Origin of the sequence: Paenibacillus thiaminolyticus (assembly GCF_007066085.1) — a bacterium.
Classification (GTDB): domain Bacteria; phylum Bacillota; class Bacilli; order Paenibacillales; family Paenibacillaceae; genus Paenibacillus_B; species Paenibacillus_B thiaminolyticus.
Genome location: NZ_CP041405.1, coordinates 888,688 through 912,227 on the forward strand (window position 1 = coordinate 888,688; position 23,540 = coordinate 912,227).

18 protein-coding genes are annotated in these 23,540 nt (G+C 54.2%); 4 read left to right on the top strand and 14 right to left on the bottom strand.

Annotation, left to right across the window (positions count from 1 at the left end; all coding sequences use genetic code 11):
* Positions 1-431: 431 nt before the first annotated feature.
* The 3 genes from FLT43_RS04010 to FLT43_RS04020 all read right to left on the bottom strand — a co-directional run bounded on the left by FLT43_RS04010 (position 432) and on the right by FLT43_RS04020 (position 5,466).
* Entirely contained in the window at positions 432-1,250 is an 819-nt protein-coding gene (locus FLT43_RS04010; protein ID WP_087441974.1) for a hypothetical protein, read from the bottom strand.
* Positions 1,251-1,637: 387 nt separating this feature from the next.
* Positions 1,638-4,823, bottom strand: a complete 3,186-nt coding sequence (locus FLT43_RS04015; RefSeq protein ID WP_087441689.1) for a bifunctional cytochrome P450/NADPH--P450 reductase — start codon at positions 4,821-4,823, stop codon at positions 1,638-1,640.
* A gap of 76 nt (positions 4,824-4,899) precedes the next feature.
* Positions 4,900-5,466 (bottom strand): TetR/AcrR family transcriptional regulator, encoded by a 567-nt coding sequence (locus FLT43_RS04020; protein WP_087441690.1) that lies wholly within the window; start codon positions 5,464-5,466, stop codon positions 4,900-4,902.
* Positions 5,467-5,715: 249 nt separating this feature from the next.
* Here FLT43_RS04020 and FLT43_RS04025 point away from each other — a divergent pair, with 249 nt between their 5' ends.
* Positions 5,716-6,666, top strand: a complete 951-nt coding sequence (locus FLT43_RS04025) for a LacI family DNA-binding transcriptional regulator (RefSeq protein WP_087441691.1) — start codon at positions 5,716-5,718, stop codon at positions 6,664-6,666.
* A gap of 115 nt (positions 6,667-6,781) precedes the next feature.
* Here FLT43_RS04025 and FLT43_RS04030 read toward each other — a convergent pair whose 3' ends face one another.
* Positions 6,782-8,743, bottom strand: coding sequence for an ATP-dependent DNA helicase (locus FLT43_RS04030; RefSeq protein WP_087441975.1), 1,962 nt, complete (start codon positions 8,741-8,743; stop codon positions 6,782-6,784).
* A gap of 485 nt (positions 8,744-9,228) precedes the next feature.
* On the opposite strand from FLT43_RS04030, the gene FLT43_RS04035 reads away from it, so the two are divergent.
* The 3 genes from FLT43_RS04035 (at position 9,229) to FLT43_RS04045 (ending at position 14,090) form a co-directional block, all read left to right on the top strand.
* Positions 9,229-10,269 carry an efflux RND transporter periplasmic adaptor subunit gene (locus tag FLT43_RS04035; protein WP_087441692.1) on the top strand — a complete coding sequence of 347 codons (1,041 nt, stop codon included), beginning with the start codon at positions 9,229-9,231 and terminating at the stop codon, positions 10,267-10,269.
* A gap of 1 nt (position 10,270) precedes the next feature.
* Positions 10,271-13,363: an efflux RND transporter permease subunit gene (locus FLT43_RS04040; protein ID WP_087441693.1), complete on the top strand. Its 3,093-nt coding sequence runs from the start codon at positions 10,271-10,273 to the stop codon at positions 13,361-13,363.
* Between the two features lie 250 nt (positions 13,364-13,613).
* Positions 13,614-14,090, top strand: coding sequence for a zinc ribbon domain-containing protein (locus tag FLT43_RS04045; protein WP_087441976.1), 477 nt, complete (start codon positions 13,614-13,616; stop codon positions 14,088-14,090).
* 1,164 nt (positions 14,091-15,254) lie between these two features.
* On the opposite strand, the gene FLT43_RS04050 is transcribed toward FLT43_RS04045, so the two are convergent.
* From FLT43_RS04050 to FLT43_RS04095, 10 genes are all read right to left on the bottom strand, one after another.
* Complete coding sequence (locus FLT43_RS04050) at positions 15,255-15,680, bottom strand: NUDIX domain-containing protein (RefSeq protein ID WP_164776177.1); 426 nt, start codon at positions 15,678-15,680, stop codon at positions 15,255-15,257.
* A 318-nt stretch (positions 15,681-15,998) separates the two neighbouring features.
* Entirely contained in the window at positions 15,999-16,604 is a 606-nt protein-coding gene (locus FLT43_RS04055; protein WP_087441696.1) for an SRPBCC family protein, read from the bottom strand.
* A 130-nt stretch (positions 16,605-16,734) separates the two neighbouring features.
* Positions 16,735-16,980, bottom strand: a complete 246-nt coding sequence (locus tag FLT43_RS04060; RefSeq protein WP_127510890.1) for a hypothetical protein — start codon at positions 16,978-16,980, stop codon at positions 16,735-16,737.
* A gap of 181 nt (positions 16,981-17,161) precedes the next feature.
* Positions 17,162-18,097 (bottom strand): 5'-nucleotidase, encoded by a 936-nt coding sequence (locus FLT43_RS04065; RefSeq protein ID WP_087441698.1) that lies wholly within the window; start codon positions 18,095-18,097, stop codon positions 17,162-17,164.
* Positions 18,098-18,142: 45 nt separating this feature from the next.
* The gene (locus FLT43_RS04070; RefSeq protein WP_127510891.1) at positions 18,143-18,361 is read right to left on the bottom strand and encodes a hypothetical protein; all 219 of its coding nucleotides are present in this window, start codon (positions 18,359-18,361) and stop codon (positions 18,143-18,145) included.
* Positions 18,362-18,536: 175 nt separating this feature from the next.
* Entirely contained in the window at positions 18,537-19,127 is a 591-nt protein-coding gene (locus FLT43_RS04075) for a DUF421 domain-containing protein (protein WP_087441699.1), read from the bottom strand.
* Between the two features lie 50 nt (positions 19,128-19,177).
* Positions 19,178-20,341 carry an alpha-hydroxy-acid oxidizing protein gene (locus tag FLT43_RS04080; protein ID WP_087441700.1) on the bottom strand — a complete coding sequence of 388 codons (1,164 nt, stop codon included), beginning with the start codon at positions 20,339-20,341 and terminating at the stop codon, positions 19,178-19,180.
* 164 nt (positions 20,342-20,505) lie between these two features.
* Complete coding sequence (locus FLT43_RS04085) at positions 20,506-20,964, bottom strand: NUDIX domain-containing protein (RefSeq protein WP_087441701.1); 459 nt, start codon at positions 20,962-20,964, stop codon at positions 20,506-20,508.
* Positions 20,965-20,982: 18 nt separating this feature from the next.
* Positions 20,983-21,579: an AAA family ATPase gene (locus FLT43_RS04090; protein WP_087441702.1), complete on the bottom strand. Its 597-nt coding sequence runs from the start codon at positions 21,577-21,579 to the stop codon at positions 20,983-20,985.
* 303 nt (positions 21,580-21,882) lie between these two features.
* A complete protein-coding gene (locus FLT43_RS04095) occupies positions 21,883-23,502 on the bottom strand; it encodes an AraC family transcriptional regulator (protein WP_087441703.1) in 1,620 nt (539 codons plus the stop codon).
* Positions 23,503-23,540 lie beyond the last annotated feature (38 nt).

Sequence of the window (23,540 nt, forward strand, 5' to 3'; positions counted from 1 at the left end):
CTCAAAACTGCACGGTTTCTCAAGACACGTTGATTCAGTAGGCAAAATCCTGCTCAAATACAGCAATTCGGTAGGGACGACTTCACCAGAAAGGGAATCCTGTAAAACGGCAGCAATTTCACCCGTTTCTCTTCGACTTAGCTCAAAAGGGCCTAAAATGATGTAGCTGTGCAGCAATTCCTCGAAATGTGGACTCATTGAGCCGAAATTCCTGTAAAATAGCAGCAATTCCCTCCACACGTTAAAACCCCAGGAGATTATGATGTCTCCAGAAGGCGATGACGCTCTGAATGCCAAGTTGCGATTAGGTAATCACCCCTCCGAAAAAAACAGGGGTTTTCCAACAGCCTGACTTTTGCAGCATTGGTCCATTGGTCCACCATCATAACTTTCAGGCCCCATTGAACAGGTTAGAGAACGCGCGAATTTGTCTACAACCAAGCGCCAAACAAGTTCCGCACCTCATGCTCAGAATACCCATCTTCCCCGCGCCAGTTGACGACGGCAAAAAAGTCGTTTTTCCCGCCGCGGCCGGGCCTGTTTTTGCCCGGTGCCAGAATCCCCGCCGTTGCGAAAATTTCCATAAAGACATCCCGCTCATGCTTGCCGGAAGGGAAAACACCGTGGAGCCGCTTCTCTAACTGACGCGCCGCATCGGTTGGTTCGCAGCCGGATATGGTTTCGAGCACCTGGCGCAATATAGCCACATCCTCTGCTTGTACCTCAATGTCCTCTTCCCTGCTCAGCAGCTCCAGATCGAGCAGCATATAGGGCAGGTAATTCAAGCGAATGCCGCCCCATTTGATTCGCTCGAAGTTCAGCACATTCAGATCCTCGTCTTGATAGATCTCGCGGCTGGCCATATGGCAGCGGTCGCAAATATGGCAATCCCCATACATCGCGTAGTTTCTGCCATTTTCCGGATCGGTATATTTCCCTACGTTGCTTTCAAACGTATGCGTGGCTAATTGACGAGACAAGCTCCAACTGGAGAGCACACTGCGCAAATGCACCTTTCTCGTGGACAGACTATGCAAAAAAGCGGCCGCTACCTGCTCCTTGGCAATCTGGTTATGTAAAGCGACGAGCTTCCGCACACCCTCGTCATGACTGATCGTCAACAGATCGAACATCAGTCCCTTGCTTTTCGCATATTCAAAATCCGCTCCTGAATAATGGCTGGGACGCTCTTTCCAGCCTTGGCTGCTCCAAAAGGTTTTCAGTAAAATTTGCTTCGCTTTTTTATCCATCAACGATTTCCCCATTTCCATATGTACCTCATCACCGTGCAACATGCGGGTTTGCAAGCAGCCCTAGTATTTTTATAAATTCAGTCTACGCAGAAAAAAAACAGTACCTTACTACGAAATCGGGAGGATACTATCTTATCTCCTCATATGGAATCCACATTGCATAGCAACCCTTCTGTATATATTTCTACACTTTCATGACTATACTATATAATTATCTAATTGCTATCGGAAAATTTGAAGAAATAGATCCGCCTCACCTTTTCTCCACCTGAACAATAAGCAAAAAGCCTTAATCCGCTTGCGTGTCGGACTAAGGCCCTTTATATGGAAGCTATCACCCTTCGTATCTTTGCATTTACGCCTCATTCACATACATTCCGCCGCTCAAGCCTTTCCGCTGGCCCACACGTCTTTGACGTAACGCCCTTCCGCCTCAAGCCGCTCGAGCCATGCTTTCGCCTCCGCTTCGCTAACGCCGTGAACCGTGTGATAACATTTCCGCAAGGCGGCCTCTACATCCGGAGCCATCCTGCTTCCATCGCCGCACACATAGAATTGTCCTCCCCGATCCAGCATGCCGATGATCTCCATGTCCCGCTCCTGCATCAGATGCTGGACATACGTTTTCGGCTGCCCCGGAAGCCGCGAAAATGCGGTGTGCACCGTAACAACCCCCTCTTGCTGGAACTGCTCCATCTCTTCAAGATAGATATGATCCGCTGCGTCGCGGCAGCCGAAATAGAGATGTGCCGCCCCGAGCTGGGCACCTTGCCGCTTGAGCGCGCGTCGAGCCTGAAGGAACCCGCGGAACGGCGCGATGCCTACCCCCGGTCCGACCATAACGATTGGAGTTCGCGGATCTTCCGGGAGCCGGAAGCCCGACTCCGGGGTGCGGACGAACATCATGACCGACTCTCCCGCCTGCAGTCCGGCAAGATAATTGGATGCGACGCCGCGGTACTCGCCTTGGCCGCTCCAGGCCGGACCTTGCACGACGCTAACCGTAATGCTGGCCTGCTGCGGCTGCACGCGCGGAGAACTGGACATCGAATAGTATCTCGCTTTCAGCGGAGGCAGAAGCTCCAAAAACCGTTCGAACGGCATTTCACAGGCTGCATATTTTTCCAACAAATCAAGCATCGATATCCGCTGCTGCAAAATATTGGCCTTGTATGCCTCATCCTCCAGCAATACTTCCAGCTCCCGCTTATGGGGCGGGCATGCGGTCCGTGCGGCAAGCTCCCGAATCTGCGCCCGTGTCGCCGGCTCCTGCAATTCCACGCTGCGGCCGACAAGATCGAACAGCTTGACGGGGCGATCCAGCGGCAGATGCGCCACGCGCAGTCCGGACGTTTTCAGAATAACATAATCGTTGCCATCCAATTCGAAGCGGTTCAAGACACGTTCCACGAGTTCCTTGCGATTTCGAGGGAACACACCCAGATGATCCCCCTCTTGATACGCGCTCCCCTCCGGAAGTGCAATTTCAATATGGCGCGTGCTGCGTCCGCCTCCTGCTTTTTGAAGCTCGCGGTTGTCAACGACCTTGGCATAATGAGCATCGTACGATTCGGCAAGCGGCGCCTCGATCATGCCGCGGACCACTTCCAAGGACAGATCCGGGCTTGCTTGATGCTCCATCGCTTTGAAGCTTAGACCTAACGTGCTCATGACCTCAGGCCACAGCTGATCGCGCCAGTTCTCCACCTCGGTCTCGAAATCGCCGCCAACATCGCCCCCGCCCAGCGGTACAAGCCGCTTCGCCCCTGTAGCCGCCATCTGCCCGTCAATCCATGTCGGAACGCTCTGAAATGTGCTGGCCCAGTTGCGATCACCGCAGCCGAAGACACAATAGCGAACTCCTTCCAAATCTCCAGGGTTAACTTCCCGAAGCCACTGGACAAAGCCGCGTGCATTATTGGGCGGCATGCCGTTATAGGACGACGTAACGATATATATCACGCCCTCCGCAGGCAGCTTCCCTGCATAATCGTTCAGCGCCGCTACCTTGCTCTGGAAGCCCTGGTAACGCGCCGTATCCGCCAGTTCGCGGGCAATCCCCTCAGCCGTGCCCAGATCGGAGCCGTACAGCACGAGCAGCGGGGTATCATGGCGCTCCGCCGGAGCCAAGGCTTCCCGTTCGACGGCATTTTTCTTTGGCGCAGCCGCCCCTCCCCCGCCGACTCCGAACATAAAGCCGGTTTGTCTGCTCCGGGGGCGAATTCGGATCGTGAAGCCATCGGGCTTCACCGTCAGCGTCTCCTTCACCTTCAGTTCGTAACGGGTATGATCGATGAACTCGAAATGTTTGAGCAGGAGTCCCAGCACCAGCGTCGCCTCCTGCAGCGCGAATTGCTGGCCGATACAGGCCCGCTGCCCGATTCCGAACGGCTTGTATGCATCATGCGGCACCCGGCTCGGGTCCTCGAACCGTTCCGGGCGGAACATCTCCGCATCCTCGCCCCATGCGGACACGTCCCGATGCAATTGGGGAATCAGCACGACCATCCGGTCACCTTGGTTCACCGCATATTTTCCAGCCAGCATCGTATCCTTCTTCGCCTGCAAAGAGAAGCCCGGAGCCGTCGGCCATAGACGCAAGGCTTCATCAAGAATCATGCGGACGTATTTCAAGTTCTTCACTTGAGCGTAAGTGGGGACCGGATCCGTTAACACGCGGTCTACCTCATCATATCCTCTTTGCAGCTTCTCGGGATTATTCAACAGATAGTACAGCGCAAAGGATAATAAACCGCTCGTCGTCTCATGACCGGCGATCAAGAACGTAATAATCTGATAGCGAATGTTCGTGTCATCCAGCGCCTCTCCCGTCTCCGTATCTTGGCCCTTGAGCATATGGGCCAGCAAGTCATCCTCTTCCTGCTGACCATGGGCCTTCCGTTCGGCAATAATTTTGTCTACCAAGGAGAACATGAATTCGAGATCCTGCTGGAGCTGGCGTCTTGACTTCACCATCAGCATATCCTGAATGCCGAGGCGCTGCGCTTGGCTCATCGTTTCACTGAGGGCCCGCACCATGCTGGCGACGAATGGATGCGATTGCTCACGGTAAAAGCTGTTAAACCGATAATTGAAGCCGCATAATCCAATCGTGTCCAGCGCCAGCCGCGTCATATCTTCCGGCACGTCCACGCTTTCATCCGGGTTGAGGCGCGACCACTTCTGCACCAGTTGGATCGCGATCTCGAGCATCTTGTCGAAATAGCCGCGCATCGCCGTCCGGCTGAAGCTCGGGAGCAAAATATTGTGAGCCTTCCGCCAATTCGGATCCTCGGTTTCCGAAGTGAACAATCCGTCCCCCAAGAGGGCGCGCACCTTTTCCAGCACGGTTTTCTCAACAATTTTGTCAAAACGGGACGGATCGGTCAGGTCCTTCACCAATTCATAGCCGGACACAATGTGCAAATGTCCAAACGGCAGCTTCAATCGAAAAAATTCACCATACTCTTCCGCCAGCTTCATGAACGACTGAATAGGCATTTCCGTGTCAAGCTGGGGCAGATTGCCTAGCGGCCCGTACGTTCTGGGCTGTGGAATCGCAATCGTCATCCTACTACGCCTCCTCATTGTTAATGGCATCGCGGAATGAATATTCATTCCGTGTGCGGTATGAAAAGCGACCGGGTCAATGGACCCGTATCGCATTCCAACAACATTCCTCCACGCCGGCAAGAAGCTCGTCCGTTTCCTCCAATACCTCCGCTCTGATCGTTTCGAATAGCTTGACGAGAGCGCCATAGAAAATGGAAATCAAGGCATTGGGCGACAAGGGGGAGATGATTCCTTGCTGCTGTCCTTGGACTAAGAAGTGACGAATAAAATCCATGCCCACTTCGAATGTTTTCAGGCTTTTTTCATCCAGCAATCGAGGATTCAAGTGCGAATCAATGAACGAAAACGCTTCTCTGTTTCCTTTGGCAAAGTGGATCGTCTGCATAAAAATGTGATGAAATTGCTGCCGCACAGTACCGGATTCGGGGAAACCATGGGTTACCGTCTGGAAAAATCGCTCCGTCCATTCTTGAAACAATGAATTCAGAAGGACCTCTTTGTTCTCGAAATACCGATAAATGGTGCCGGCTCCCACGTTGGCACTCTCGGCTATCATCGGTACCGTTGTCGCATCGAAGCCGCGTTCCGTAAACAAATGCAGTGCTGCCTGCAAAATGTCTTCTCTCTTCGTCGTCGCCACTAAACTCACCTTTCTCTCGGAATGAATGTTCATTCCTTTGTATATTATACCAATAATTTCAATAATTCAAGAGCATAAAATTTTAATTTTTTGTGAAAGGACTCGCCTGAAACACCGAAGATATACCTCCTATTCATTGACTTGAAATCCTTTTCACAAAATATGATATCATTAAGAATCACCTAATCAACTCTGATCAGACGTTATAGAAGTCTAATCTGACAATCATTTCAACAGGAGTAGAATCATATGGCGAACATTTATGATATAGCCAAAATGGCTGGTGTGTCGGTTGCAACCGTCTCAAGAGTACTGAACAACCATAAATATGTTTCGGATGACAAACGGGACAAGATACTGACCATTATTGATGAACTGAATTATACCCCGAACAAAAACGCCATCGACCTAATCCGTGGCGAAACAAAGATCATCGGTCTCATCATTCCCTATAACAATAGCCAATGCTTTGATCAAATCCTGAATGGAGTGCTTAAAAAGGCGATCGAGAAGGATTATACCGTTACCGTGCTCCCATCCCAGTACAGCAAAACAAAGGAAATCGAATACCTCTCCAAATTAAAAAACAAGCTGCTGGACGGCATTATTATCGCTTCGAGGGCAAATGGCTGGGATTCCATCCTTCCGTACACGGAATACGGCGCAATCGCAGCCTGTGAATTTACGCCCCACCCTGCAATCGGCTGTTCTTACTTTGACAGATATTCTTCTTATGTCGAGGCTTTTCAGCTCTTGAAAAATAAAGGGCATAAACATGTTGCTTTTACATCGGCAAGGGGAATCGAGAGCGTCAGCACTCAGCAAGTGATAGCTGCATATAAGGAGGTATTTGGAAAGCTTCCACCTGAATTTCATATATCCAATTGTTTTTGTCTTGAAGATGGGTTCAGCGCCGCCAAGCAATTATTACATTTGCCCCAGAGACCTACAGCTATTTTTGCAAACGGAGATGAAGTCGCTGGCGGAGTTCACCTGTACGCCAAGTCAATTGACCTTCAGATTCCTGATGATGTAGCGATAATCGGACAAGAAAATCAACCTATTAGCGTTGGCTTAGGCATTACTTCTATTGATCATCAATTATCCAAAGTCGGTGAACAGGCATGTGAGCTTATTATCAATAAATCCACCGCAAAAATAAAGATTCCGTATCAGTTTATTCCAAGATCATCGGTCTAACCGTATGTTCTATGAGCGCTCTGCAAAAAGAATTAAAATAAAAAAGCTCTTTCTCCCTATCTGGGAAAAAGAGCCTTCGCCCTTCATTTCATTCGTATTCTGTACAATCGACTGACTATAGCTTCTCCTGCAAAGCAACCCCCGCCGGGAATGCCGCTTGGATCTGGGCCCGGATCGCTTCAGAACGGTAAACGTCTCCGTCCAGAATAGCGACCCGTCCATAATCAGACGACGTCCGGATCAGCCGTCCGATGCCTTGGCGGAGACGCAGCAGCATGTAAGGCATGTCGATCTCTGCGAACGGATCCGCCGCGGCTTCGCGCTTCGCCAGGAACACGGGATCGTCCGGCGGGTAAGGCAGCGACCAGATGATCAACTTGGTCAGCGCCTCTCCCGGCACGTCCAGCCCCTCCCACAGGCTGACGGCGCAGAGCACGCTGTCCGTGTCCGCCTGGAAGGCGGAGATGAGGCGGCAGATCTCCTGATCCCCTTCATACAGGAAGCGCGTGCGGGATTCAGCGGGATAGCCGGAAGCCTCCATTTCCCGCTTGAAAAGCTGCAGCTCCTCCCGCGTGCGGAACAGCATCAGCGCACCGCCAGTTGTCTGCTCCAGAATAGCGAGCGCCATCCTCGTCTTCACCGCGAAGCTGTCCTGACCATAAGGAAGCGGCGCCACCGCCTGCATGACATTCGCATAATCATAGGAAGACGGGACGGAGAAGGACAAATAGTCCCCCATCCCGAGACTGTCCGCCACATACTTGAAGGAGCCGTCCACCGACAGCGTCGCCGAAGAGAAGACGATCGGCATCCGTGTCTTGAAGAGCCGCTCCGCTAATATCTCCTTGATCGTCTTCGGCATAATCGAGAAGACGAGACCGTCTCCGCGCTCGGTCGTCCAGCATATCGGCTTGTCCGCCCGATCGAATAGGACGAGTGCCTTCTGAATCATCTCGAGATGCTCTTCGACGATGCGCAGTTCATACGCGTTCAGCGTGTAGAGCTCGCTCTCATAGACGAGCGCTTCCTCGATGTCATCAATAATCCCTCGGAAGAGGCGCAGCTCCTGCAGCAGCGGTTCATCCAGCATTATCCGGCTGCGGTCGGAGCCGGCGATAGCCTGACTGCGGTCAGCCAGCGAGCGGAACAGATATCCGCTCTGCTCAATCGCCCGTTCAATAAGCTGCGCGAGGTTCTCCCGCACCTCTCCATTCAACAGGCGAAGCAGCAGCTCCTCGAATACGTCATGCTTGAGCTTGTAGCTGACCGCCTTCAACGCGGCAGACTCCAGCAGATGGCCTTCGTCGAAGACGACCGCGCAATGGTCCGGCAGCAGCGGCAATTGCCCTTCCCGCTTCCGGCTCTCTGCCGTCCACAGATGCTCCATGTAATAATCATGCGAACAAATGATCAGATCGGCAGCCTTGCGGTACTGATCCCGGGACAGCGTCTGTCCGCAGCGGTGCCGCTTCTCGCACACGAAGCAATCCTGGAACGTATCCCAGTTGATCCGCTGCCACCGGGCATCGTTCAGTTCCGGATATTCCGTCCGGCCGCCGTACGCATGGAACGCTTGCTGAGACTCCGGGCGGCGGACAAAGCGCGGCAGACCTTCATAGATGGCGTCATACAGCGGCGCGTCATCGTCCTCCCACAAGGAGCGGGCCTGATCCAGCTTCACCAGACACAAGTATTGATCCGGCGATTTGCTGAGTCTGGCATCGATGTCCAGCTTCAGATGCGCGGACAGCTTCGCGATATCGCCTTCCGGCTTCACCAGTTGCTCGATAAGCGACTCATCCGCGCATGCGATAACCGCCGGCTTCCGCATATAGCGGGCATAACAGATGGCATACAGCAAGTAAGCCATCGTCTTGCCCGTCCCTACCCCGGCCTCGGCGAAGATGGCCTGCTTCTCGGCATAGGCGCGCTCCAACTGGAAGGCCATATATATCTGCTCATCCCGCACTTCAAAGCCGGCCTCCGGCAATACTTCATAAAAAACGTCCGCCACCCAATCACTAACCTGTGGAATATAAGGGCGAGCGGGGTTATAATCAAAGGGGTACCGTTCCAACGTATGTATAGCCTCCATCTTGTTCATGACTTCAACAGAGGAGCCGAATAGAGCGTCTGCGGCATGCCCGCTCTCCGAAGACATGCGCATTCCCTCGCACCCTGCTCCTCTTCTGCTAGATTCATTCATTCCTATTTTATCGATTTTCGCGGCATCCAGCAATGCCACGGCCTGCCATCGCAGACAACGCAACACAGCCTTGCGGATCCATGCCGCTTACGGCATATATGCGATAATGGATAAAAATACCGGGCTTCGCTTCTTCGAACCACTTTTGCACACCCGAGATCCTCACTTTCGCCATCTAGCATGAACACAACATGATTATCTCCTAGGTCTGATGCAAATACATGTAAGAAATCATATAATAGTCAAAGTGACCCCCGGTTCATTTTCATACTATCAAAATGAAACTGTGATCTAATCCACACGTATTATTAGGTAGTTCATTGACACATCGTTATCAAAAGGGAGTTGGAGAAAACGTGAGAAACCGATGGCTTGTAAGCTGCCTCGTCGCAGCAATGCTCGGGACAGCGCTGGCAGGATGCAGCGGTCCTCCGGCCGAAGAGCCCGCGCAAGGGGCGGAGCAGGAGAAGGAAACCCCTGTTCAGGTCGCCGAAGTAGAGAAAGGATCTCTAAGCCAACAAAATGAAATTATCGGCACAGCCAATCCAAGCAGATCTGTCGATATCATGCCGAAGCTGAATGGAGAGCTGGTCCGCTTGAATGTCAAAAAGGGCGATATGGTCTCCAAAGGGGCGACGCTCGGGACCATCGACGCGGATGACCTCGAAGTCCAGCTTAAGCTTGAGCAGTTCAATCTGGAGCAGGCACAGGATCAGTACAAGACACTACATAACGCCCAAGCGTCCGATCTCGAGCTGGATCAAGCGAAGCGCGGCATTGAGCAGGCTCAGCTGCGCGTCAAGCAGGCAAGCAGCCGGCTGGCCGATGCAACCTTGAAGGCCCCGATGAGCGGACAGGTCATTCGGGTTGCGGCAGAAGCGGGAGAATTCGTTACCTCGACCTCCCCGCTGTTCACGATCGTATCCACCAATCCGGTGAAGTTCTCGGCCAATGTCAGCGCGAATCAGATGCTCTTGCTGCAGAACCGGAAGGAGACGAAGGTCGAAGTGCCGGATGTGGGCAAGAGCTTTACCGCCCGGATCACGTATCTGTCCCCCGTCGCCAATGAAGGCGGATTCTACGCCTTGGAGACGCAGGCCGACAATGCGAAGGGCGAGATCAAGCCCGGCATGACAGCCAAGTTCATCGTCGACCAGGAAGTGCAGAAGGATGCTCTCCTCGTTCCTACCGAAGCGATCGTGGAGAAGAACGGCGAGTCGCATGTGTTTATCGTCAAAAATGGACGAGCCGTGGAAGAAGCCGTCGAAGTCCTGGAAGCCCAATCCAAAATGACGGCGGTGAAAGGCAATCTCCAGGCGAAGGATCAAATCGTCATCAAGGGACAAATGACCTTGTCCGACGGCAATAAAGTGAAAATCATCGAGGGGGCGCGCTAACGTGAAAATTATTGACGTCTCCGTTAAGCGCCCTATCGGCGTCATGATGGTCGTGCTCGCGATCCTCGCGCTCGGGATGGTCAGTCTGCGCAACCTCGCGATCGACCTGTTTCCCAATATCGATCTTCCGATCGCCGTCGTCGCGACCTCGTATCAAGGTGCGGCGCCGGATGAGATCGAGAAGCTTATATCGAGGCCGATCGAAGCTTCGTTAAGCACAATCCAGGGAATTGACACCGTGTCTTCGCAATCGCAGGCGAACTCCTCGCTCGTCATGCTGCAATTCAAGACCGGTACAAATATGGACAATGCCCTGATCGATGTCAGGGAGAAGGTCGACCAGATCAAAAGAATGCTTCCCGAGGATGCCAATGATCCGTCCGTGCTCCGGTTCGACCCGAATCAGATGCCTATTATTACGCTGGGCTTGACGGGCGCTTCGCCGGAGAAGCTGCAGGATATTGCAGACACGAACATCATCCCGTTCCTGGAGCGGGAGAACGGCGTTGCGTCGGTAGCGGTTTCCGGCGGCAAGACCCGGGAGATTCTCGTCGAGCTGAACCGGGCGAATCTCGCGCGCTACGGCATCGGGGCGTCGCAGGTCGTCCAGGCAATCAACACGGAGAACAAATCAGCCGTTGCCGGCTCGGTGCCGAAGGGCGTGCAGGATCTGCAAATCCGGGTCAAAGGCGAGTTTACATCCGTCAAAGATATCGGCCGGACCTTGATTCATCTGCCTGGCGGCGGACAAATTCGAGTCAGCGATATCGCCGATATTAACGATACCTTCAAGAAGCAGAGCTCGCTGACGCTGGTGGACGGAGCTCCGGCGCTCGTCCTGTCGGTGCAGCGCCAATCGGACGCCAATACCGTCGCCGTCGCGGACAATGTCGACAAGGCGGTCAGCCGGCTTCAACAGAATCTGCCGCAAGGCATCGAGCTGAAGAAGGTATCCGATACATCGATATTTATCAGGCAGTCGATCGACAGCGTCGTCAGCAATATGATGAGCGGCGGCTTGTTGGCCGTCTTCATCCTGATTTTGTTCTTGCGCAGCATCCGCTCCACGTTCGTTATCGCGTTGTCGATGCCGATCGCGATCATCTCGACGTTTACGCTGATGTATTTTACCGGGCAGACGCTGAACATTATCTCCATGGGCGGACTCGCCCTTGGCATCGGCATGATGGTCGATAACTCGATCGTCATCCTGGAGAACATCTTCACCTACCGGCAGAAAGGCATGTCCATGAAGGAAGCCGCCGTTAAGGGCGCCTCCGAGCTGGCCTCGGCCGTTATCGCCTCAACGACGACGACATTGGTCGTATTTCTGCCGATCGTATTCGTTCAGGGTATCACAGCGGATATTTTCCGCCCGCTTGCCTTGACGGTCTGCTTCTCGCTGATCGCTTCGCTCGTCGTGGCGATTACGCTGATTCCGACGCTGTCCTCCAAGATCGTCTCGCAGAAGAAGATCGTGCAATCCGAGAAGAAGGGCTGGTATCTCCGCTTCTTCGGATCGTTCGTCTCCGGCTACAAGCGCATCCTGCGATGGGCGCTGGGACACCGCAAGACGACGGTGTTCACTACGATACTCCTGCTCGTAGGCAGCTTCTTCCTCGCTTTGTTCATCGGCATGGAATTCATGCCGGGCGGCGACCAGGGACAGATTCAGATCAGCGTTCAGACGCCAAGCGGCACGAATCTGGAAGAGACGAAGAAGGTGGCCGACGATGTTGCGGCCCTATTGAAGCCATATGAGAGCATCATCGATACCGCTTCGGAATCGATTGGCGGAGGCGGCCCGTTCGGCGGAGGCGCCAATTCGGCCACCTTCACGATCCAGCTCATCCGGGCGACCGAACGCGATATGACGACGAAGGCGGTGATGCAGGATTTGACGGATGCGGTAAGCGAAATCCCCGGAGCGGAAATTACCGTATCAGCCATGGAATCCGGCTTCGGTGCGGGCTCGCCGATCCAGATCAAGCTGAACGGACAAGAGCAGGATGTGCTGGAAGAGGTCGCTTCTCAGGTCGTCTGGCTCATTTCCGATATCCAAGGGGTCTACAATGCGGATTCTTCGGCGTCCGAGGGCAATGCGGAACTGAACATTTCGATCGACCGCAGTCTGGCCGCCACCTACGGCTTATCCTATCAGCAGATTATGAACGAGATCTCGCTGGCGATGAACGGGCAGCTCGCGACGCAGTACCGCGAAGGCGGCAACGAATATGATGTGCGCGTCATCCTGCCGGAAGCGGAACGGGACAGCATCTCCGCCTTGAATGCGCTGACGATTCAATCGCAGACGGGCCAACTGGTACCGCTGTCCGCCGTCGCCCAGTTCCAGCAGCTGCAGGGACCGGTCATGATTCAGCGGGAGAATCAGCAGCGGCAGATCAACGTCACGGCCGATGTGGCCGGAAGAGACCTGGGCAGCGTCTCGGTCGAGATTATGCAGGCGCTGCAGAATATGAACTTCCCGGATGGGTACACCTACTCGATGGGCGGAGAGACAGAAGAAATGATAAAATCATTCATCGATCTGGCAATCGCGCTCGTCTTCTCGATTTTCCTCGTCTACGTCGTCATGGCGGTGCAGTTCGAGTCGCTGCTGTATCCGTTCATTATTATGTTCTCGATGCCGACCATGTTCATCGGAGTCAACTTCGGTCTGTTCATTACCGGGACGCCGATCAGCGTGACGGCCTTAATCGGGATCATTATGCTTGCAGGGATCGTCGTGAACAACGCGATTATTCTCGTTGACTATATCAACATCCAGCGCAGATCCGGGCTGGAACGGCATGAGGCGATTATGCAGGGAGCCCCGAGCCGGCTGCGTCCGATTTTCATGACGACATTAACGACGGTGCTCGGCTTGATTCCACTCGCGCTCGGCATCGGAGAAGGCGCGGAGATGCAAGCGCCGCTTGCCATCGTCGTCATCTTCGGCCTCTCCAGCTCGACCATCTTCACCCTGCTGCTGGTGCCGGTCATGTACACGTACTTGGATGATTTCTCGAACTGGCTCAAGCGTCTGTTCACGAGAAAAGACAAGAACAAGAACACGCAAGAAGCAGCCGTATAACGAGAGTTGACAAGTTAGGCAAGACAAAGAGACAACCTCCGTTCCGCCACTCGGCAGGACGGAGGTTTGTTCGTCTGCAGCCTAAGCAACAAAGCGGATTACGCATTATATTATAGAAGCGGCACGATTGTTTCATTTCATGTCATGCGGACTTGTTCCGAATAGCCTCATTCGGGCAGGACAGCCGATTGATCAGGTCAGCGAGAAAGAACAGGACGATAACCGACTGGAGGTAGTGGCGTTGAGTTTTATGGATAAAATGAAGCTTGGTCTCAATCAAGTGAAGGATAAAGCGCAGCAGACCGTGGAGGTTACGCGTATCAGCGCGCAGATTGCGGGGAAAAAGAAAGATAAAACAGCGCAGTACACCCTGCTCGGCGAGCTGGTGCATGAGGCGTATATCAATCAGGAGCTGGCGGAGCAGATGCATCACATCGAGAGTCTCTCACAAGCCATCCAGCGGCTGGAAGGAGAGATTGCCGCACTGGAGAAGCAGCTCCGCAAGGCCAAGGGCGAGAAAATATGCGCCTGCGGCGCCGTCATCACCCAGGAATCCAGATTCTGCAACCATTGCGGTCAAGCGATGCCGCTGGAGCCAACCGAGATCATCCCCGCTTCGCGCAGTAGGCGGGACGATCCTGCGATCGTTGTCAACTGCCCGCAATGCGGAGCGCTGCTGAATGGCGACTTGGAGAACTGCGTTCTGTGCGGCGGTCCGGTGAAGTGACAAGGCAGCATGAGGCTGTCCCCTAGGCAGTGCACAACGATGCGGGGCAAGATGGGACAACCGGAAATATAGAGACGGGAAGACGGCGGCTGAGGTAGTGAATCCAACGTTAATGCAGGAATTTACGCTATTTAGATCCGACAGTTCATGAAATTTCTGCAAAACTGCAGTTTTGCAGTTTTTCGGCAAGTCGAGCGTTGAGAATCAGGGGGACTGTCTCACTATAGCTAAATACTACTTATGGGACACCCCGTTCTGTTCCCGTTGTCAGTCGCTTTCCATAAACAGTGCTGGTCCCTGGCTCAAGCGGGTCATCCGCGAAATATTCGCCCAAAAAATCTTGCAGGGCCTCAGGCCGTTGGAAAATCCCTGTTTTTTACGGAGGAGTGGAGATGTCCATTTACACAATCAAAACTTGGCACTCAGAATTTTTCTACGGAGAGACGAGATCCACTATATAAAAAATGCAGTGGCGAAAATTACCATAGGCTTCTCAACGGCCTGATTTTACGGGATCCAAGAGACGCGTCGGATCCTGGGGGCATCATCGCCTTTAGGAAGCATCATTTCCTTCAGGGGGAAAGGGGGCATCATTGCCTCTAGGAAGCATCATTTCCTTCAGGGGGAAAGGAGGCATCATTGCCTTCTGGAGGCATCGTTGCCTCCTGGGCTTGAACGTGTCGATGGAATTGCTGCTATTTTACAGGAATTTCGGCTCAATGAGTCCACATCCCGAGGAATTGCTGCAAATCTACATCATTTTAGGCCCTTTTGCTTAAAGTCGAAGCGAAACGGGTGAAATTCCTGCAGTTTTGCAGGATTCCCTTTCTGGTAAAGTCGTCCATATCGAATTGCTGTATTGGTGCAGGATTTCGCATACCGAATAGTCGTAGAAATCGTGCAGTTATGCGGATTTCGCTTAGCGAATAGGCGTGTCTGGAGAAATCGTGCAGTTTTGCGGATTTCGCCTACCGGACAGACGTGTCTAGCGAAATGGTGCAGTTTTCAGGCCGTTGGAAAACCACTGTTTTTTACGAAGGAGTGGAGATTGTCCATTTTCCTGCTCACAACTCGGCACCCATAGCGTTTTAAATCGATTTTTTCTACGGAGAGACGAGATCCACCACATAAAAAATGAAGTGCCACAAAACCCCTTGGACTTTCTTAACAGCCGAAGGCCTGCGGGAATACATATTTCCGCGCCCGCTCCGAGAAATAGCTATGCTCCACCGTTGCGATGACATCGCGGACCGGCAGCCATTCGCTCCCGATCTGCCCTTCGTCGGCATGCCCGCCGCCGGGAGCGGCCCCTTGCCGCTGAAGCCTGCAGGCGTAGATGAATCCGACCCCGTGGACCGCCTTCTCTATATGGGAATATTCGTGGTTCGCCGATACATACTCCCGTACACAGAGCAGCCCAAGGTCTGCCACTGACGTACCCAGCTCTTCCTCGCATTCACGCCGCAGCGTCTCCTCCAGCGTCTCGTTCGGCTCATGGGCTCCGCCCGGCAGCGCATAGTAGACGCCCACTTCCGGCCGGTCCTTCTTGATGCACAACAGCCGGTCATCCTCCATGATTAACGCCCGCACCGCATCGCGTCTCCTTCCATGTCCCCATCCCTCCCCGGCATCACTAGCAAGCCCGAAATTGCTCATACCGCTGGCTCGCTAGTCGTGATGCATCGATTATCAGAATCGTATCCTCTGCTTCCACTATCGTATGCAGCGAGGCATCATGTATAGCATGCAGGAGGCAGCACGGGCGTAATTCGGATTCCCTCCTGGTGAAGATGCCGCCCCGGGACCCGCTTGGCTTATGGCCGCTACGCTGCCTCGCCGGACAAGATGCGGACCTCTCCCCCGGCCCGGCCTGCCCTCCTCTCAAGTTCAGGCGATGTCCCCCCCTACTCATCCGATAAGACGGGATTGTATACGGTCCAACGCCGCTTCCCAGTGCCGTCTCATCACTTCCCGCATATAAATATCATCCAGCTTCTCCTGATGCACGGAGACGGTCGTCTTGTCGGGGCTCTTCGATAGAACGTAGAGCTGCAACGTGGACGGACGATCCCATCCCTGCGGCTGCCAGGTCAAGCGCAGCTTCTGCTCCGGAATGACGGAGCGAATCTGTCCGCGGGTGCCTTCCTCTGTCACATATTCATGCCGTACCTGCAGGGGCAAAGACGGCAGCGATCCGAGCCAGCAGGACAGCCCTTCGGATGACAGCAGGAAAGTCCACACCTTCTCCTTCGAGATTGGCATCGTCCGCCGCACTCCAATCTGAACGCCTGCCGAAGCCGTCTGGCCGACAGAGACACGGCCCAGCTTCTGTCCGTACAGCAGGGCGAGCATATCGCTCCATTCCGGCGATACGTCATATTCGCCGGCAATATACCGGACAATGCGTTCATGGGACCAGACCGGATCCACTTCCCGATCCAGCTGCTGAATCCACTCTTCCCAGGCTTGGCCCGTATTCGCCAATATCGCTTCTCTGCATAGGGAACCTACCATCGACAATCCTCCCTTTTTCGTCGATACCTATCTGTATTATAGAACAAAAGCACTGGCATCGGCGGCTAGTGTTGCTTATCCCTTCGATAGTATTCCACTACATCCGAGGCCAACTCCATCAACTGCTCCTTCAGCCCGGCGGGCTCCACAATCCGCACCGGCTGCCATACGACAGGAGAAGATAGGTCGTCTGAGTATAGACCGTCAGTTCGTCAACCTTGCAATACGCATAGCCAGCGCCGCGCTCGACAAGCGCATGGCCGAGCAGCCAATGTGCGCACAGATCATCGATGGCCTGCGGGCTGCCTTCAAGATGTAGCGAAGATGCCCTTGCGGCTCGGAGGATGGAAGGAGCTGCTCCAACAAATATTGGCATGCGGAAACGCCGGCTGGCCGCTCGAAAACGGATTCGATCCGGAGAACTCCGCATTCGGACAGCTCCGCCGGGAAGTCAGGAGCCATAATATCGCGAGCATATTGTCGGCCTTCGCGATCGTCACTCACTCTTTTACCAGTCAATGAGGTGTCCGTATTCCTCATCATACGGTGCGCCGTGCTTAGCCGCTTCGCCCATTTGTAACGCCAAACGGCACGTGCACCGACGGCACGATGCGGGCCACGCCTTCGATATGTCCCATCTGATCGTCGAAGAAAATATGCGGCTTGAAGATACGCAGCACCCGGCCCTTCTCGATTCCCCCGAGGAAGAACGCTTCATCCACGCGAATGTCCAGCTTGCGCAAGGTCGTAATGACGCGTTCATGGGCAGGCGCGTTCCGAGCCGTCGCAATCGCGACCCTGATCTTCGGCTTATAGCTCGCATCCCGCTCATTCCGTTCGATTTCCCGCTTCTGCAGATTCGCGATGTCCGTGAAGAAGCGGAGCAGCGGTCCCGGCGGGAGCGGCTCATCCGCCAACGTGCGCTCATGATCATGGAACAGCTTCAATTCCCCGCCTTCCTGGAATACGGTCTCGGCAGAATCATCCGCGATAATGCCGTCGAAGTCGAACGCAATCCGAAGCTCCTCATCTTCGTCATCATCGATATAATCCGTCGGGTAGATGCAGCCAGCAGGACAGCCGCGCTCGACCGCTTCCGTAACGTCCTTCGGGTTCCCGGACAGGAACAGCGATGCATTGAACGCTTCCATATACGGGAACGGATTGCTGCCGGCGACGAACACGGCCCGGCTAATATTCAGCCCATAATGCTCGATAGACTTGAACACCCGCAGCCCCGTATCCGGATCGTTGCGCGACAGCAGCACGACTTCGACCGGCTGATCGTCGGCCGAGCTTCCGTTCAACTGCAGCAATCTCTTGATTAGCGGAAAAGCAACGCCCGTCCTCAAAATGTCATACTCATGGGCCCGCTGATACTGCCGGTATGCTTCCTCCCCCTTCTCCTGAAATACTTGATCGGCCTCCGCCAGATCGAACAGCGCGCTTGACGCCGTCGCGATGACCAATTTCTGTTCAATGTCGTATGGCATTTTCGAATTTTCCTTTCTTGTGATGCGCCTTGCGCGGCAGCGTGATCATGACCCCCGGATGTGCAGCAGAATCAGAATAACCAATTTGGCAATGGACAAGCGGATCACCATCGTCGCCATCTCGATCGGTTCTATCGGACCGCCGCAGAGATAGCGAACATAATCATAGATTACTAGGCTGGCGGGCAGCACAAGAAGAAGCGACACCAGCCTCTTCCTCCGTGACGTTCGTTGATCCGGTTGCCGTCCGATCTCATTATTCATCCGGTCCCGCCTTTTTCTTAAAAGATATGAAAATAGCTGTAATCGGTTTCATTTTATCACAGCCCGACCGCCGGCACCATGGGCCTTGTGCGTATCAGCCTGGCACCATGGGCCTTGCGTGTGTCAGCCTGACAGTGTTGGCCTGGCGGTGCCAATCGCCGGAGTGCGCAGCTTTTTAATCCAATTCGGGCCGGATCGGCTCACGATGCTCCTGTTCCACAACTTCGGTGAACAGATTCGCCTTTGGCTTCGGCTTCTGCTTCCGGGGCTTTCCTTCGAGCTGAGCAAGCATCTTTTCCATCTCGCCGATCGTGACCGGCTTGGCATGCCGCATTAATTCATACCCCATATGTCCCGAGATTTCAAGGGTTGCGCACTTGACGTCACTGATGGAAGCGATGCCCGTCGCTCTCAGCTTGGCCTCCAGTTGATCGACCGTTAAGCGCAGCTTCTTCAAATTCTCCGTGATGACCTGTCCATCTTTAATGATCAGAGTCGCTCTCCCCATGAACCATTTTTCCACCCAATTGAACCGGAGCGCGAGATACTGTACGACCAGCAGCAGAGAGACGTAGACGCACAACGTGATGATGGTTTTCACCAACCCGTCTCCTTTCACGGCATGACCAATCATGGAAGCCATCGCCAACAGCGTTATGATTTCAAGCCCCGTCATCTCCCCCACTGTTTTTTTTCCGAGAATTCGAAGCAGAATGAACCCGGTTAACAAGACAATCAATGCTTCCACGGTGAAATGTAATTTCATACGTTCCTCCCGTCTATACACCTTGCAATTGTATTTTCAAGCAAATGCGTTTATTTCACTTTGATGACAAGAGAAGCATCTACATCCTGAATCGAGCTCCGCCCCGATATTGCCAACTGCAGCTCGGTCTCGGCGATAAGACGCTCCATCACCTCCTGCACACCGGTCTCCCCCGCGACAGCCAAGGCATACGCATAGGGTCGGCCGATCATAACGGCATCCGCTCCCAGGGCTATAGCCTTCAGGATGTCGGCTCCTCTGCGGATGCCGCTATCCATCAATACCGGAACCTTGCCTTGAACCGCTTCACAGATCGAAGGCAGCGAATCCAACGTCGCGACCGCACCATCCAACTGCCGTCCTCCATGATTCGAGACGACAATGCCATCGACACCATGCTCTACGGCCATGACAGCATCATCCGGATGCGTAATGCCTTTGATCAGAACAGGCAAACGCGTATGGTTGCGAATGAAGTCCAACTCCTTCCAGGTAAAGCACGTGTTATTGCCTTCATCCAATGCGAGCTTGACAGCCTCTTCCTTATTTTGGTCCGGCGGTTCCTTCAGCATCGAGCAGAATACGGGATCCGTAAAATAATTGCCCATTCCTTGGCCTGACAAAAATGGCAGATACGCATTGCGCAGATCCGTCTCCCGCCATCCGAGCAGCGTGGAGTCCACCGTTACGACGATCGCCGAGTATCCGGCCGCTTCGGCACGCTGAAGGAAGCTCTGGGTAAGCTCATGATTTTGGGGAGGATAGAGCTGGAACCAGCGGACACGGTTCCCCATCGCTTCCGCGACGGCCTCCATCGGAATGCTCGACACGTTGCTGAGTATATAGGGAATGCCCAGCTTCGCTGCCGCGCGGGCAGGAGCGAGCTCTCCCTCCGGATGCAGAATCGTATTTACCCCGATCGGAGCGAACAGCACCGGGAACGGGAGCTTGTCGCCGAACAACGAGATGGACATGTCCCGTTCCGTAATATCGCAGCACACCCTCGGTCTGATGCGGTATTTCTGGAAGGCCTCCACATTGCTGCGGTTCGTGTCTCCCGCTCCGGCCGCTCCATACACGTAGCCGAACGGTGCGGCGGCCAACAGGCTTTTCGCCTTGCTCTCCCACTCATCAAAGGAGACCGGAAGCAGCTTCGCCGCCCCGTCTCCGCTCTCATAGAATTTCATTTGCAGCTTTTCACTATCGAACGTCAAGATGCAGATACCTCCATGTTCAGAACTGACATGATTCATGCTCCCATAGTAAAATTCCCCGGGACGCCCAGCCTTATCCCTCAATTGGAAATGAAAAAAGCACCTCCTCTTTACCGTTGAGAGAAGGTGCTTTGCTTGTGCGGCAGCATGTTAACCAGTTGCACTCAATTCGTATCGCCCATGTAGCGCCGCTCCCGCAGCCCTTGCTGCAGCGGCTTGACCAGCCGTTGAGGATACACGCGGATTCGGTCGAGCCGCTCAAGCTCGATCCACTCCACGCCGACCTGATCCGAGTCCGGATTGGTGGCGGCCTCCATCGCAAGCTCCCCGTCGAGCCGGCATTCAAAATAAAATTCCACCTGATGGACATCATAATCCCATTCCGCGTGCTCATGGTTCTTCCCGATATACTCGCGGATATACCATATATCGTTGACGATAACACGGCATCCAATCTCTTCCATGCATTCGCGAATAACGGCTTCTTCCAGCTTTTCACCGATTTCCTGGCCGCCCCCCGGGAATAAATAAAACAATCCGTCGCGATCGCGGTTCTGGGTCAGCAGAATGCGGTTGCGCTCATCGATAATAACCGCCTTGGCAGAATTGCGAATAGGCTTCATACTGCTTGTCAACCTCCTTTAGCCAAAAAAACGGATATGCTTCACTTTGGTGGCGAGCCGATCCCATGATTTCTTAAGCGGTCCTCTCCCATCCGGCAATAACGGCAGCCCGCATTCGGACGCGATGCGGGTCACGACATCTTCCACCCTCATCGAATCGGTATCGAGATGGTCCCGGAACACCGGCTGCGACAAGCCGTCAATGCACCGGTCTATCTGCTGGGCCGCCCACGACTGCCCTCCCTCGCCCCGGGTCTTCAACCGCTTCAGCAGCACTTCCTTCGATGCGCATAAGGCAAAATGATGCACGATTACGCTATCTTCCCGAAGCCTCCCAACGATCTCGCGGAAATAATCGGCATTCACGATCGTCATCGGCACAATGATAGTTCCATCATACTCGGCGTTCAAATGGCGGAGCATCGAGTAATTGCACTCCCGCCACATCGGATAATCTTGAAAGTCGCTCCGCATCATCTCATGAGGCACATTTTTCCGAATGAAATATCCTGCATTTTCCGGATCATACACAAAAGAACCCGGTATTCTGCGGTGCAGCTCAAAGGCTGTCGTTGTCTTACCGGAACCGAACGCCCCATTCACCCATACAATCATTCGCTTCACTCCATCGTCTCGCGCAGCCCATAAGTGCGTTAGGCCGTCGTATACATAGAATACATATAGTCATGATCTGCATATCATCAACATGGCAGCAACCATGGCAACGTTAGATTGATCAGTTCTATCCATCGCCTTCCAAATCGTCCTCTACGTACTATAGACTGGAATCGTCTTGTCGTCAACGGTACTGCTAATGAATGAGCCTCGCCTCACCACCGAACGCGGCCAGGCCGCCGGAGAGGAATCCCTCGGCGGCGGCCTGGCATATCGAAGCCCTCTATCAACTCTGTCGCCCGGCTAGGCCAATGCGTTCAGTACGTCGTCGATTTTGCGGTTGTGCGCGATGATGCCGTAATTCATCCACGGCCAGAAATCGACCTCATACACGCACCGGTTCCGCACGGCCGGAAGCTTGTTCCATACAGATGAATCCAATATATCTCGTTCCTCTCCGGGCGCTTCGGAATGGCGCTTGTCGAACGTAATGAACAGATGGTCGGCATCGAGCTGCGCAAGCCATTCCGCCGTCAGCGAAGCCTTACGCGTCCGGTTCGCCAGCTGCCGCACGAGAGGATGCGGCGTCAAGCCGAGGTCGCGGTACAGAACCGGGCCCGTATACCCGAGCTCCGGTCCCCCGTACAAGCTGACGCCAGCAGCCGAGATTCTGAGACACGCGACGGTTCCGTCCCGAACGATGCGCTGCAGCCGGCTCTTCGCCTCCCCTGCCTTGCTCTCATACTTCGCGATAATATCGTCAACCTTGTCTGTCTTCCCCAGCAGAACGGCTGCCATGCGCAGCGTCGTCCGCCAGTCTTCGCCAGGATGATCCAGTGCATGCACCGGTGCCAGCCGCCCGAACCGGGCGCCAGGAAGCCAGCGGCCGAAGCCTTCATCGAGCAGGATGACGTCGGGTTGATAACGGGAAAGTGCGCCGAGATCGCCTTCCGCGACATCGAAGACAGGCACATGGTCTATCCCGAGATAGTCCTGCATTCCCCAGCCGGGATGGGTACCCTGCATGACAGGCGTCATGCCCAGCGCCACCACGAAATCTTCGAGGAACGGCGCGAAGACGCGGGGCTGCTCACGATGACTGCGCCGGTAATGTCCAGGCGAGACCCCGACCTCCTGCCGGAAGCGGCGGCTGAAATAATATTCATTATTGAAGCCGACATGCTGTCCGATCTCATACAACCGATCATTCGTCGTCACCAGCAGATGCTTCGCCCGATCGATTCGGATTTTATTCACATAATCAAGCGGAGTGAGTCCCGTCATCTTTTTGAATAAGCTTGTATATTTCCAGCGGGCGACAGCGGCCTGGTCCGCCAGCTGCTCCACGGTCAGCCGCTCCGTATAATGCTGCTCGATATGCAGTATCGATTTGCGCACCGCATCAGCCTGGCTTGTCCCGTCCGTGGCGGCCTGATTTTGTCCAAGGAGGAACCTCAATAATTGCTGGAACCGGATATGGTTGTCGAAGACAGCCGTCTCATCGCTGTCATGACGCCATCGATAAATAGCTTCCACATGCTCGATACATTGCGAGAACGGATGGCATAATATCTCCCCTTGGCAAGGGAACGGCTCGCCTGCCGCAGGCGGAACGTTCTCCGAATCGGCCCCGTCCGCCCGCAGGGCATCGAAAGCCAATTGATAACAGCATAAGCCGGCATCCCCAGAGACGATGGCGGATACCGTTCCGGGAGGCATACCGTAGCATTTCCCCCTCTCGAGACGGAAGCCCGTCCCGGCCATGTCGATTCTGCCGCTGCCTCTGGTGACGACCAGCAGCGAAGAGGAACCGTTTTGTTCTTCTTTTTTGTAGCCATTCGCGGCAACCATGCAATATCGAATGTCCTTCATCACATATACCCAGGCTGGGTGAGCCGATGGATCGGCTGAATTCCCCTTCATTCCCTATCCCCCTGAACCGTTCTGACAAGATAGAAAAA

Excerpts from the sequence above, each read along its gene's own strand:
- FLT43_RS04070 (WP_127510891.1), bottom strand. The coding sequence starts at position 18,361 with ATGAATAATGAGATCGGACGGCAACCGGATCAACGAACGTCACGGAGG.
- FLT43_RS04075 (WP_087441699.1), bottom strand. The coding sequence starts at position 19,127 with ATGAAATTACATTTCACCGTGGAAGCATTGATTGTCTTGTTAACCGGG.
- FLT43_RS04025 (WP_087441691.1), top strand. The coding sequence starts at position 5,716 with ATGGCGAACATTTATGATATAGCCAAAATGGCTGGTGTGTCGGTTGCA.
- FLT43_RS04060 (WP_127510890.1), bottom strand. The coding sequence starts at position 16,980 with ATGCCAATATTTGTTGGAGCAGCTCCTTCCATCCTCCGAGCCGCAAGG.
- FLT43_RS04065 (WP_087441698.1), bottom strand. The coding sequence starts at position 18,097 with ATGCCATACGACATTGAACAGAAATTGGTCATCGCGACGGCGTCAAGC.
- FLT43_RS04045 (WP_087441976.1), top strand. The coding sequence starts at position 13,614 with ATGGATAAAATGAAGCTTGGTCTCAATCAAGTGAAGGATAAAGCGCAG.
- FLT43_RS04055 (WP_087441696.1), bottom strand. The coding sequence starts at position 16,604 with ATGGTAGGTTCCCTATGCAGAGAAGCGATATTGGCGAATACGGGCCAA.
- FLT43_RS04085 (WP_087441701.1), bottom strand. The coding sequence starts at position 20,964 with ATGAAGCCTATTCGCAATTCTGCCAAGGCGGTTATTATCGATGAGCGC.
- FLT43_RS04015 (WP_087441689.1), bottom strand. The coding sequence starts at position 4,823 with ATGACGATTGCGATTCCACAGCCCAGAACGTACGGGCCGCTAGGCAAT.
- FLT43_RS04090 (WP_087441702.1), bottom strand. The coding sequence starts at position 21,579 with ATGATTGTATGGGTGAATGGGGCGTTCGGTTCCGGTAAGACAACGACA.
- FLT43_RS04010 (WP_087441974.1), bottom strand. The coding sequence starts at position 1,250 with ATGGATAAAAAAGCGAAGCAAATTTTACTGAAAACCTTTTGGAGCAGC.
- FLT43_RS04095 (WP_087441703.1), bottom strand. The coding sequence starts at position 23,502 with ATGAAGGGGAATTCAGCCGATCCATCGGCTCACCCAGCCTGGGTATAT.